This window comes from Massilia sp. 05N420 (assembly GCF_056397205.1).
Map to the genome: position 1 here is coordinate 62,018 of NZ_JBFTMX010000026.1, position 12,283 is coordinate 74,300.

Genomic DNA, 12,283 nt, shown 5'->3' on the forward strand with positions numbered 1-12,283 from the left:
TTGCGCGCTGGAGGACATCATGGCAACAACCCGACAGACACTGGCCGCGGCAGTGGTTGCCGCGCTCCCTCTCTTCACGGCTGCGGTACCGGTTCCCGTGCAGGCCCAGGACCATCCGCGGGCCCGCGCGATGGAGCCGCGCATCGAAGGCTTCAACGTCAACGAGCTGCGCCGCATCGAGCCTGGCGCCGAGCTGAACTTCGAGGTCTACGGCACGCCGGGCGGCAGCGCCACCGTGCGCATCGACGGCGCCACCCGCAACCTGAACCTGACCGAAACCCGCCCCGGCACCTACCAGGGCACCTACACGATCGGCGTGCACGACCGCATCCGTCCGGACAGCTCGATCACCGCCAACCTGCGCGTGAACGGCATGGTCAGGACCCAGGCGCTGGCCGCGACCATCGTGCGCGTGCCGGACCGTGTGTCTCCCGGCGACCGCGAGATGGCGGTGGCCCCTGTGGTCCGCACCTTCGACGTGCGCGGCAGCGACGACCTCGGGCCCGGCAACGAGCTGAAGTTCACCGTGGTCGGCACCCCGGGCGCCAAGGTCGAGGTCCAGATCGCCGGCACCAAGGGCATCTTCACCCTGCCAGAAGTGCGTCCGGGCGAGTACGCCGGCCTGTACACGATCCGCCGTGGCGACAATATCGCGCCGGACGCATCCGTGACCGCGACCATCCGCGCCAACGGCCGTTACTCGACCGCGACCCTGGGCCAGCCGCTGCTGGCAGGCGGCCGCATCCGCGACGACCGCATGGACGACCGCCGCGAGGATCGCCGTTCCGGCGACAGCCAGCGCGTGGCGCGCTACTGCACCAATTGCGCGACGGTGGAATCGGTGAACGTGATCCAGGGCGAAGCCGGCGCGGCCGGCACCCTGGGCGGCGCCGCGGTCGGCGGCCTGCTGGGCAACCAGGTCGGCAGCGGCAGCGGACGCACGGCGGCGACGGTGGCCGGCGCGGTCGGCGGTGCGATCGCCGGACGGGCGGTCGAGCGCAATGCCCGCGCCCCGCGCTACGAGGTGGTGGTGCGCTACGAAAATGGCGCGACCCAGTCTATCCGCTACGATAACGACCCGGGCTTCCGCGCCGGCGAGCAGGTACGTGTGACGGATGGCGTGCTGACGCGGGATTGATCGCACTCACGCCGGAAACGACAAAGCCGGCTCCGCGTGAGCCGGCTTTTTTTCGGCGGGATTGCCAGGGCTTCAGACCGCGGCCAGCACCTGGCCGTCGCCCGAGGATTCGGCGTCCGCCTTGTGCTTGGCATTCTGCTTGGCGCGCGAGCGCGAGGGCGGCAGGCGGCGCAGGGTCTTGAGCGCTTCCGGATCCTTGATGCCGATGGTGCGCTGGTCCACGGTGATCAGGCCGATCTCGTTGAAGGCCGACAGCGTACGGCTGACGGTTTCGAGGGTGAGGCCGAGATAGCTGCCGATCTCGTGACGCGTCATGCGCAGGTTGAACAGTTTGCTCGAATAGCCCATCGCGGCAAAGCGTTCGGCCAGCGAGATCAGGAAGCGGGCCACCCGCGCTTCCGCCGACAGCGCGCCGAGCATGCCGATCATGGCCTGTTCGCGCACCAGTTCGCGGCTCATCACCCCGTACATCAGGTTCTCGAGCTCGGCATGTACTCTCCCCAGGGCCGTGAGCTTCTTGAACGGGACGAGGATCAGGTCGCAGTCCGACAGGGCGACCGCTTCCGACGCGTAATGGCGCGTGTGGATGCCGTCGACGCCGAGCATGTCGCCCTTCATGGGGAAGCTCAGCACTTGTTCGTTGCCGAATTCGTCGATCAGCACCGTTTTCAGGAAGCCGGAATTGACGATGTAGAGGGTGTCGAAGGCCTGGCCGATCGTGTGGACACGCTGGCCAGTCTTGAACTGTACGTGCTGGAACAGGAGTTCTTCTGAATTCATCGATACGGCGGCCGGGATATGGAGCAGGTCGCAGACCTCTTTCAGGTTGGACCACAGGCGACCCTGGCGTTGGCGCCCGGCCTCCATCTGTGATGAGTGCAGGGTCGATGGGGAGGGGGTGCGTTGTTCTGACATTGGCTGGGACTGCATACTCATCTCCAGGTTTATGAAACACTGTTTCAGGCGGCTCAATGCGGAGAATGGACCGCAAGCAAGTCGAAACGCTGGAAGTCAGTATGCCAACACGAGTTCGGCATTCATATCAGCAACGGCTGAATGTGTAGGTAGGAAGGGGAGTCAGTCTGTAGGAAATTTCTTACTGCCTGACTGCGGTTCCGAGTGGAGGAAGGGTAAAAAGGGCATGAGGAAGAGCACGTCTCATGCGCGCCACGCGGACGGTGACGGGCACCAATGGCGTGGCCAGTGGGTCAAAAAGTGGTTCAGTCGGCGCTCAGGCCCTCATGGGCGCCAGCAGGCGGTGCGCGACCGCGTACTGCACCATCTCGGACAGCGAGGTCATGCCCATCTTCTGCATGATCCGGGTCTTGTGGGTGCTGACCGTCTTCACGGACAGGTGCAGGTTGTTGGCGATCTCGGTGATCGACTTGCCGCCGACGAGCAGGGAAAACACCTCGAATTCGCGGTCCGAGAGCTGCTTGTGCAGCAACTGCTCGTTCGGCGCCATGATGTTCAGCGCCAGCTGCTCGGCCACTTCGGTACTGATATAAGGGCGGCCCGAAGCGACCTTGCGGATAGCGCCGACCAGCTGGGTGCCGGCGCTTTCCTTGGTCAGGTAGCCCTGGGCGCCGGCGCGGATCGCGCGCACCGCATACTGTTCTTCCTCGTGCATGGTGAGGATCAGGATGGCCAGCTTGGGCGCCTCGCTGCGCACCTGGCGGATCAGGTCGACGCCGCTGCGTCCCGGCATCGACAGGTCCAGCAGCAACAGGTCGAAGCCGCCCTGGCGCACCAGCGACAGGACTTCGAAACCGTTGATGGCCTCGCCGACGATCTCGATATCGAGCGCGCCGTCGAGGATGCGCTTGAGGCCTTCGCGCATGATGGTATGGTCGTCAGCGATGACTATGCGGATCATGGGGCTTTCCTGTGAGTGCAATACGGATGCGGTTGCCACGCTACCACATTGCAAGATAACAAACAGTATTATTTTTGGAATAAGTCCATTCCCTGGGGAGATGGCTCAGGTGCCCGGCTCGCGGATCAGGCGGTGTACCAGTACCGGCTTGCTGGTCTGGGACAGAACCTTGTTTGTTACGCTGCCCAGCAGCAACTGGCCCCAGCCGCTGCGGCCGTGCGAACCCATGAAGATCAGGTCGCAGTGTTGTTGTTCTGCCACGTCGACGATCTTCAACGCGGCCGAGTCCGAGAACGCGGTCATGCAGGAGTGCTTCAGCCCGCAGGTATCGCACGAGCGCATGATCTTGCCCATGTATTCCTCGCCCATGCGCCGCATCTGCGCGATGTATTCCTCTTCGCTGGGGTAGGACGGCGGGATGATTTCGACATACACGGGGTACTGGTACTCGGGCGCGACGAACAGCGCCAGCACTTCGGCGCCCATCTGTTGCGCGAACTGTACGCCGGCGCAGKCGGTGTGCTGGGACACCGCGGAACCGTCGGTGGTGATCAGAATTTTCTGGTACATGGTGAGTCCTCCCTCACGTCACGTTACCTCTATATTGTAGTCCTCGTTTTCATCCTTAGCAGATGGTAAATGCTTGATCTTGCTCAGCGATATGTTCGCTTGCCTGCGCGAAAACAACGAATGTCACAAAAGGCCGTGCGATAAAAAAATACAACACTTGCTTTGTGAAAATATTCAGAAACTGGTGGAAATAATTGTCGCGGAACTAAGTTTACGATCCCAATCGACAACGCTCCCTGTTCCGAGATTTACCTACGGCAACCACACTGCTACACTCGTGCAATACCCCAGACCGTCAGTATCGACGGCAGCAAGCACAGTACAGATCATCGCGACATTTACACATTATGGAGAAGCAGGGACTATGACCGACGCCGCTGACGATTTCGACGCATTATTCGAGGAAGTGGCAGCGCAACGAGCCAGCGCGCCCGCTCCCGCACCGGCTCCGGCGCCCGAACCGGCCGCCGGCGGCGACAGTGGGGACGACGACGACCTCGAGGCCCTGTTCGACCAGGTCGCCTCGAGCTCCGCGCCGGCCGCCGCGCCCCCCGTGGCCGCCCCCGCAGCCCCCGCCGCAGCCGCCGCAAGCGCGGCGACCGGCCATGAAGGCGCCGACGACCCGGATGGCCAGGTGATGTACGCCCGTCTCGGCAGCATCGTGCGCATCATGCACGACTCGCTGCGCGAGCTCGGCTACGACAAGGCGCTCACCGAGGCTTCGTCCCAGATCGTCGACGCCCAGGACCGCCTGGAATATGTCGCGAGCCTGACCGAGCAGGCCGCCAACAAGGTGCTGAACACCCTGGACGACGGCATGCCGGCCCAGGACCAGCTGTCCAAGCAGGCCAAGGACATGGAAGGCCGCTGGGCCGACCTGTTCGCGGGCAAGCTGTCGATCGAGCAGTTCAAGGCGCTGGCCGGCGATTCGCGCGGCTTCGCCCAGGCGGTGTCGGAAGCCACCGAGGCCGAGAAGGCGCGCCTGCTCGAGATCATGATGGCGCAGGACTTCCAGGACATCACCGGCCAGCTGATCAAGAAGGTGGTCAAGATCACGCAGACCGTCGAGAACGAGCTGGCGCAGCTGCTGCGCGACAGCGCGCCGGCCGACGTCAAGGAAAAGCTGGCGCAGAAGCAGGCCGCCCAGGAACAGGAAAAGCCCGCGGAACTGATGCAGGGTCCGTCGGTGCCGTCCGCCGCGCTGGACCAGGATAGTGTCGATGATCTTCTTGCCGATCTGGGATTCTAATGGATGAGATGCTCAAGGATTTCGTCGTCGAGGCGCTGGATCTGTCGACCAACGTCGAAGAGCACCTGCTCCTCCTCGAACGCGATCCGGATAACAAGGAAACGCTGAACGCGGTGTTCCGTTCGTTCCACACCATCAAGGGTGGCGCGGGCTTCATGGGACTGCCCGCGCTGGTGACCGCCTGCCACCTGACCGAGAACCTGTTCGACGCGCTGCGCACCGGCGCCGCGCCGGTCACGCCGTCGGCCATCGAGGCGTCGCTGCAGGCATCGGGCTTCGTCGCCGACCAGCTCAACGACCTGAACAACGGCACGCCGCCGGAACAGCTGGCCTCGATGCCGGCCGACCTCGAGCGCATGCTGAAGGATGCGATCGCCGGCATGGATGCGCCGAAGGCCGCGCCGGCGCCCGCCGCTGCGCCGGCGCCGGCCGCAGCCCCGGTGGTGGTGGCCGCCGCGCCGGCAGCCGCCGCCGCGATCGGCGAGGACGGCCTGGACTGGGAAGCCATGTACATGGCGGTCGTGCCGCCGGGCACCTGCACCCCGGCTGCGGGCCAGGAATCGGCGCCGGCCGCCGCAAACGCGGTGGCGGTGGCGGCTCCGGCAGCCGAGGCCGAAGCCGCCCCGGCCAAGTCCGGCTGGGACGGCATCGAACGCCGTGGCGGCGACAAGCCGGCGCAAAACACCGCCGCCAAGGCCGACGAAAGCATCCGTATCGACGCGGTCAAGCTGGACGCGCTGCTGGAAGTGGCGGGCGAATCGGTGCAGGCCGCGAACCAGGCCGCCGTGCTGCTCGAGCGCCTGTCGCAGTTCAAGTTCGAAGGCCAGGCCGCCACGCTGATGGCGACCCTGACCGAGACCCTGGAGCGCGCCTCGCGCTATTCGGCCGAGCTGCAGCGCGCCACGCTGGCGACCCGCATGCAGCCGGTGGGCCGCCTGTTCCAGAAGTTCCCGCGCCTGGTACGCGAGCTGGCCAAGGACCTGGGCAAGGAAGTCGAGCTGACCATCGAAGGCGCCGAGACCGAAGTCGACCGCGTGGTGGTGGACAGCCTCTACGATCCGCTGGTGCACATGCTGCGCAATGCGCTGGACCATGGCGTCGAAGGTCCGGAAGACCGCGTCGCCTCGGGCAAGCCGGCCAAGGCCTACATCCTGCTGAAAGCCTGGCAGGAAGCCAACAGCGTCATGATCGTGCTGCAAGACGACGGCCGCGGCATGGATCCGTCCAGGCTGCGCAAGAAGGCGATGGAGAAGGGCCTGATCACCGAGCACCAGGCGACCTCGGACGACGAGGCCTACCAGCTGGTGTTCCTGCCGGGCTTCTCGACCAAGGAAGTGGCGTCGTCGGTGTCGGGCCGCGGCGTCGGCATGGACGTGGTCAAGACCGCGGTCGAGAAGAACCGCGGCGCGATCCGCATCGATTCCAGGCTCGGCGCCGGCACGAAATTTTCGATCCGCCTGCCGATCGAGCTGTCGATCGTGCCGACCATGCTGGTGTCGACCTCGGGCGCCCAGCTGGCCCTGCCGATGGCGGTGGTCGAGCGCGTGGTCGAGCTGCCGGAGACCTTCATGCAGGTCGGCGGCGCCCCGGTGCTGAAGGACCAGGGCCGTCCGCTGCCGGTGCGCTCGCTGGCGGCCTCGCTGGGCTACGAGGAGTGCTCGGAGCGCGTCGGCATCGTCATCAACGCGCCCCAGCCCTACATCATCGCGGTGGAAGCGGTGGACGGCACGGCCGACCTGGTGATCAAGCCGATGACGGCCCTGCACGTCGAGGGCATCACCGGTACCGCGCGCTCCGCCGAGGGTTCGCTGGTGCTGGTCGTGGGCCTGTCCTTCCTGATGGACGGCTGCCGTTCCAGCGTGCGCCTGGCTGCATAAAAGCAACACGAAAACAAAGCCAAGAAAAGCCTGCGCATACTCTGCGCAGGCTTTTTTTATTTGCAAACATGCTATTTGCTACAAATAAAATTTGCATGCGGATGAGCCGGTTGAAATAATCTTGCTGGTGCCCGGGCTGACGCACTGCACAAATATGGCATAATCAAAGACCATGCCCGCATAAGGCGGTTGTTCAAGTGGATAGGTAGCGATTGAAATCATGTTAAAGACGCTCTACGACAAACTCTGGGATTCGCACGTCGTGCGTGCCGACGCGGACGGCACCACCGTGCTCTATATCGACCGTCATCTGGTTCACGAAGTGACCAGCCCGCAAGCCTTCGAAGGCCTGCGCGTGGCGGATCGCCCGCTATGGCGCACCTCCGCCAACCTTGCCGTAGCCGACCATAACGTGCCGACCACCGACCGCAGCCACGGCATCGCGGACCCGACCTCGCGCCTGCAGGTCGAGACCCTCGACAGCAATGCGAAGGCCTTCGGCGTCACCTACTTCAACATGAACGACAAGCGCCAGGGCATCGTCCACGTGATCGGCCCGGAGCAGGGCGCCACGCTGCCCGGCATGACCGTGGTCTGCGGCGACTCGCACACCTCGACCCACGGCGCCTTCGGCTGCCTGGCGCACGGCATCGGCACCTCCGAAGTCGAACACGTGATGGCCACGCAGACCCTGCTGGCGAAGAAGTCGAAGTCCATGCTGGTGCAGGTCGACGGCGTGCTGCCGGCCGGCGTCACCGCCAAGGACATCGTGCTGGCCGTGATCGGCAAGATCGGCACCGCCGGCGGCACCGGCTACGCGATCGAGTTCGCCGGCTCGACCATCCGCTCGCTGTCGATGGAAGGCCGGATGACGGTCTGTAACATGGCGATCGAAGCGGGCGCGCGCGCCGGCATGGTGGCGGTCGACGACACCACCATCGACTACGTCAAGGGCCGCCCGTTCGCGCCCGTCGGCCCGCAGTGGGAACAGGCGGTCGCCTACTGGCGCACCCTGCACACCGACCCGGGCGCGAAGTTCGACATGGTCGTGACCCTCAACGCGGCCGAGATCCGCCCGCAGGTCACCTGGGGCACCTCGCCCGAGATGGTCACGACGGTCGACGGCCGCGTGCCCGATCCGGACAAGGAACGCGATCCGGTCAAGCGCGACGCGATGGAAAAGGCGCTGGTCTACATGGACCTCAAGCCGAATACGCCGATCGAAGACATCCGCATCGACAAGGTGTTCATCGGTTCCTGCACCAACTCGCGCATCGAGGACCTGCGCGCCGCCGCCGCCGTCGTGCGCGGCCGCCAGCGCGCCTCCAACGTCAAGCTGGCGATGGTGGTGCCGGGTTCCGGCCTGGTGAAGGAACAGGCCGAGCGCGAAGGCCTCGACAAGATCTTCAAGGCCGCCGGCTTCGAATGGCGCGAGCCGGGCTGCTCGATGTGCCTGGCCATGAACGCCGACCGCCTCGATCCGGGCGAGCGCTGCGCCTCGACCTCGAACCGCAACTTCGAAGGACGGCAAGGGCAGGGCGGACGTACCCACCTGGTGTCGCCGGCGATGGCGGCGGCGGCGGGGATTGCCGGCCACTTCGTCGACGTGCGCAAGACCTGATAATCGGGGTCAGTTGCTGACCCCAGGCGCCATAAGCGCCGCAAACGAACCGTAATCAAACCGGCCGGGGTCGATCATCCTGGCTGGATCATGACCATCAATCTAGGGATACCATGAAAAAAGTACTCGCTCTCGCACTCATCGCATTCGTTGTCACTGGCTGCAATACCATCTCCGGCGTCGGCAAGGACGTGCAGAAGGTTGGCCAGGTGATTACTGGCGCGGGCGGAAAATAACTTATCGGGGTCAGAGCACGAATTTCCCGCTTGTGCTCTGACCCCGCTGACTAGCAGTTGGAAGCAGACCATGGAAAAATTTATCGTACAAGAAGGACTGGTGGCGCCTCTCGACCGCGCCAACGTCGACACCGACGCCATCATCCCCAAGCAGTTCCTCAAGTCGATCCGCCGCACCGGCTTCGGCCCCAACCTGTTCGACGAGTGGCGTTACCTGGACCATGGCGAGCCGGGCATGGACAATTCGACGCGTCCGCTGAATCCGGACTTCGTGCTGAACCAGCCGCGCTACCAGGGTGCCTCCATCCTGCTGGCCCGCAAGAACTTCGGCTGCGGCTCCTCGCGCGAGCATGCGCCCTGGGCCTTGCAGCAGTTCGGCTTCCGCGCCATCGTTGCACCGAGCTTCGCCGACATCTTCTTCAACAACTGCTACAAGAGCGGCCTGCTGCCGATCGTGCTGAACGAACAGCAGGTCGACCACCTGTTCAATGAGGTGAAGGCCTTCCCCGGCTTCAAGCTGGTGGTCGACCTCGAGCAGCAGGTGATCCGCACGCCGGACGGCAAGCTGGCCTTCGAGTTCGCGATCGACGAGTTCCGCAAGTACTGCCTGCTGAACGGCCTGGACGACATCGGCCTGACCCTGCGCCACGCCGACGAGATCCGCGCTTTCGAGGAGCGTCATCTGCGCGCCCAGCCCTGGCTCGCCAACACGATCTAAGCAAGGAATCACATGAAGATTGCAATCCTGCCGGGCGACGGCATCGGTCCCGAGATCACGGCCCAGGCGGTCAAGGTCCTGAACGCGCTGGACGAGCGCTTCGAGCTGGAAAGCGCGGAAGTCGGCGGCGCCGGCTACGCGGCCCACGGCCATCCGCTGCCGCCCGCCACCCTGGCGCTCGCCAAGGCCGCCGACGCGGTGCTGTTCGGCGCCGTCGGCGACTACAAGTATGACAGCCTGGAGCGCGCGCTGCGTCCGGAACAGGCCATCCTCGGCCTGCGCAAGGAACTCGGCCTGTTCGCCAACCTGCGTCCGGCGATCCTGTATCCGGAACTGGCGGGCGCCTCGACCCTGAAGCCGGAAGTCGTGTCCGGCCTGGACATCCTGATCATCCGCGAGCTGACCGGCGACATCTACTTCGGCAAGCCGCGCGGCGTGCGCGAGTGCCCGGACGGTCCCTTCGCGGGCCAGCGCGAAGGCTTCGACACCATGCGCTATGCGGAAGGCGAGATCCGCCGCATCGCCCACGTCGCCTTCCAGGCCGCCCGCAAGCGCGGCTCGCGCGTGACCAGCGTCGACAAGGCCAACGTCCTGGAGACCTTCCAGTTCTGGCGCGACATCGTCACCGAGGTGCACAAGGACTACCAGGACGTCGAACTCGAACACATGTACGTCGATAACGCCGCGATGCAGCTGGTGCGCGCGCCGAAGAAGTTCGACGTCATCGTCACCGGCAATATGTTCGGCGACATCCTGTCGGACGCGGCCGCGATGCTGACCGGCTCGATCGGCATGCTGCCCTCGGCGTCGCTGGATGCGAACAACAAGGGCCTGTACGAGCCTTCGCACGGCTCGGCGCCCGACATCGCCGGCAAGGGCATCGCGAATCCGCTGGCGACGATCCTCTCAAGCGCGATGATGCTGCGCTATTCGCTCGGCAAACCGGAACAGGCGGACCGCATCGAGAATGCGGTCAAGGCCGTGCTGGCCCAGGGCCTGCGCACGCCCGACATCTTCGAGGAAGGCACGACCCGTGTCGGTACCGAACAGATGGGCGATGCGGTGGTCAACGCGCTGGGGTGATTCGGCGTTAATCGATATTCATCGTGGGCTCCGCGAGTCCACGACAACACAGATGAAGAGGAAATGGAAATGAAACTAGTTGGTCTGGTTGGTTGGCGCGGCATGGTCGGCTCGGTCCTCATGAAGCGCATGCAGGACGAAGGCGATTTCGACCACATCGAGCCGGTGTTCTTCACTACCTCGAACCCGGGCGGCGCAGCGCCGGCCATGGCGAAGAACGAGACCAAACTGAAGAGCGCCACCGACATTGCCGAGCTGTCGAAGTGCGAGATCATCATCTCGTGCCAGGGCGGCGACTACACCACCGAAGTCTTCCCGCAGCTGCGCGCAGCCGGCTGGAACGGCTACTGGATCGACGCCGCCTCGACCCTGCGCATGAACGACGACGCCGTCATCGTGCTCGACCCGGTCAACCTGAACGTCATCAAGGATGCGATGACGCGCGGCGTGAAGAATTTCGTCGGCGGTAACTGCACCGTGTCCTGCATGCTGATGGGCCTGGGCGGCCTGTTCAAGAACGACCTGGTCGACTGGATGACCTCCATGACCTACCAGGCGGCATCGGGCGGCGGCGCCCAGCACATGCGCGAACTGCTGACCCAGTTCGGCACCATCAACGGCGCGGTGAAAAACCTGCTCGACGATCCGGCCTCGGCCATCCTCGAGATCGACCGCACCGTGCTGGCAACCCAGCATGGCATGTCGGCGGAAGAGACCAGGCAGTTCGGCGTGCCGCTGGGCGGCAACCTGATCCCCTGGATCGACAAGGACCTGGGCAACGGCCAGTCGAAGGAAGAGTGGAAGGGCGGCGCCGAGACCAACAAGATCCTCGGCCGCACCCAGGCATCGGGCAACGTCATTCCGGTGGACGGCCTGTGCGTCCGCATCGGCGCGATGCGCTGCCACTCGCAGGCACTGACCATCAAGCTGAAGAAGGACGTGCCGCTGGACGAGATCAACGACATCATCGCGGGCGACAACCAGTGGGTGAAGTTCGTGCCGAACACCCGCGAAGCCTCGATGCGCGACCTGACCCCGGCCGCCGTCACCGGCAGCCTGACCATCCCGGTCGGCCGCGTGCGCAAGATGTCGATGGGTCCGGAATACATTTCGGCCTTCACCGTCGGCGACCAGCTGCTGTGGGGCGCGGCCGAACCGCTGCGCCGCATGCTGCGTATCGTGCTGGACAAGTAATTCCGGCCGGCGCGGGTAGAATAGGGCGGTTTCGGCCGCTCACGACAAGGCGGCTTCGGCCGCCTTTTTCGTTGTAGTCTCCATTGCAAGAGGTGCTAACGAAATGTCATGGTTTGACCCAAAAAACATCAGTTGCGTGAATAGAGCGTCTACATATCTCAGGGGCCGTGAATGTTTCCTCCCGCAGAGCTTGCATGCCATAATGCATGATGCTATGTTGCTGTGACCTCCGGGCAACTTTTGCGGCCCGCTCAACTCACTCAGTCGAATTATGCATTCCACTAACCGTCCCTCGATGAAGTCGTCCGCGCTGAAGAAGCTCACCGCGGCGGTCGCCAGTGCGTTGGTGCTGAGCTCGGCCGCGCACGCGGCAGGCCTCGGCAAACTCACCGTGCTGTCCGCGCTCGGCCAGCCCCTGYGTGCCGAAATCGAGTTGACGGCGGTGTCCAGCGACGAGGCGTCGGGACTGGTGGCCAAGCTGGCCTCGCCCGATGCCTTCCGTGCCGCGAACATCGAATTCAATCCGGCCCTGCTGTCGCTGCGATTCGCGGTCGAGCAGCGCAACGGCCGCCAGTTCATCCGCGTGAGTTCGAGCCAGCCGCTGAACGAGCCCTTCGTCGACATGCTGCTGGAGCTGAGCTGGAATAACGGCCGCCTGGTGCGCGAGTACACCTTCCTGCTCGACCCGGCCGAGCTGCGCGCGACCCAGTCGGCCCAGGTG

General features: G+C 64.7%; 12 protein-coding genes. 9 read left to right on the forward strand and 3 right to left on the reverse strand.

Features of this window, described 5'->3' with window-relative positions; genetic code table 11:
* Nucleotides 1-19 precede the first annotated feature (19 nt).
* A complete protein-coding gene (locus AC1DIX_RS17645) occupies nucleotides 20-1,138 on the forward strand; it encodes a glycine zipper 2TM domain-containing protein (RefSeq protein WP_477326113.1) in 1,119 nt (372 codons plus the stop codon).
* Between the two features lie 72 nt (nucleotides 1,139-1,210).
* On the opposite strand, the gene AC1DIX_RS17650 is transcribed toward AC1DIX_RS17645, so the two are convergent.
* From AC1DIX_RS17650 to AC1DIX_RS17660, 3 genes are all read right to left on the reverse strand, one after another.
* Complete coding sequence (locus AC1DIX_RS17650; protein ID WP_442123542.1) at nucleotides 1,211-2,005, reverse strand: Crp/Fnr family transcriptional regulator; 795 nt, start codon at nucleotides 2,003-2,005, stop codon at nucleotides 1,211-1,213.
* 364 nt (nucleotides 2,006-2,369) lie between these two features.
* Nucleotides 2,370-3,014, reverse strand: coding sequence for a response regulator (locus tag AC1DIX_RS17655; protein WP_442123535.1), 645 nt, complete (start codon nucleotides 3,012-3,014; stop codon nucleotides 2,370-2,372).
* A gap of 105 nt (nucleotides 3,015-3,119) precedes the next feature.
* Entirely contained in the window at nucleotides 3,120-3,584 is a 465-nt protein-coding gene (locus AC1DIX_RS17660; protein ID WP_477326115.1) for a universal stress protein, read from the reverse strand.
* Between the two features lie 364 nt (nucleotides 3,585-3,948).
* Here AC1DIX_RS17660 and AC1DIX_RS17665 point away from each other — a divergent pair, with 364 nt between their 5' ends.
* From AC1DIX_RS17665 to AC1DIX_RS17700, 8 genes are all read left to right on the forward strand, one after another.
* The gene (locus tag AC1DIX_RS17665) at nucleotides 3,949-4,833 is read left to right on the forward strand and encodes a protein phosphatase CheZ (RefSeq protein ID WP_477326117.1); all 885 of its coding nucleotides are present in this window, start codon (nucleotides 3,949-3,951) and stop codon (nucleotides 4,831-4,833) included.
* Complete coding sequence (locus AC1DIX_RS17670) at nucleotides 4,833-6,710, forward strand: chemotaxis protein CheA (RefSeq protein ID WP_477326119.1); 1,878 nt, start codon at nucleotides 4,833-4,835, stop codon at nucleotides 6,708-6,710. The genes AC1DIX_RS17665 and AC1DIX_RS17670 overlap by 1 nt, the downstream gene beginning before the upstream one ends.
* Before the next feature lie 220 nt (nucleotides 6,711-6,930).
* Nucleotides 6,931-8,331, forward strand: coding sequence for a 3-isopropylmalate dehydratase large subunit (gene leuC, locus AC1DIX_RS17675; RefSeq protein WP_477253077.1), 1,401 nt, complete (start codon nucleotides 6,931-6,933; stop codon nucleotides 8,329-8,331).
* A gap of 113 nt (nucleotides 8,332-8,444) precedes the next feature.
* Nucleotides 8,445-8,567: a lipoprotein gene (locus AC1DIX_RS17680; protein ID WP_442124945.1), complete on the forward strand. Its 123-nt coding sequence runs from the start codon at nucleotides 8,445-8,447 to the stop codon at nucleotides 8,565-8,567.
* Nucleotides 8,568-8,637: 70 nt separating this feature from the next.
* A complete protein-coding gene (leuD, locus tag AC1DIX_RS17685; RefSeq protein WP_442124944.1) occupies nucleotides 8,638-9,285 on the forward strand; it encodes a 3-isopropylmalate dehydratase small subunit in 648 nt (215 codons plus the stop codon).
* Nucleotides 9,286-9,297: 12 nt separating this feature from the next.
* Nucleotides 9,298-10,368 carry a 3-isopropylmalate dehydrogenase gene (gene leuB / locus AC1DIX_RS17690; protein ID WP_442124943.1) on the forward strand — a complete coding sequence of 357 codons (1,071 nt, stop codon included), beginning with the start codon at nucleotides 9,298-9,300 and terminating at the stop codon, nucleotides 10,366-10,368.
* 69 nt (nucleotides 10,369-10,437) lie between these two features.
* The gene (asd, locus tag AC1DIX_RS17695) at nucleotides 10,438-11,562 is read left to right on the forward strand and encodes an aspartate-semialdehyde dehydrogenase (protein ID WP_477326121.1); all 1,125 of its coding nucleotides are present in this window, start codon (nucleotides 10,438-10,440) and stop codon (nucleotides 11,560-11,562) included.
* Nucleotides 11,563-11,833: 271 nt separating this feature from the next.
* Nucleotides 11,834-12,283 (forward strand): type IV pilus assembly protein FimV (locus AC1DIX_RS17700; protein ID WP_477326123.1); only part of this gene is annotated, 450 nt, incomplete at its 3' end.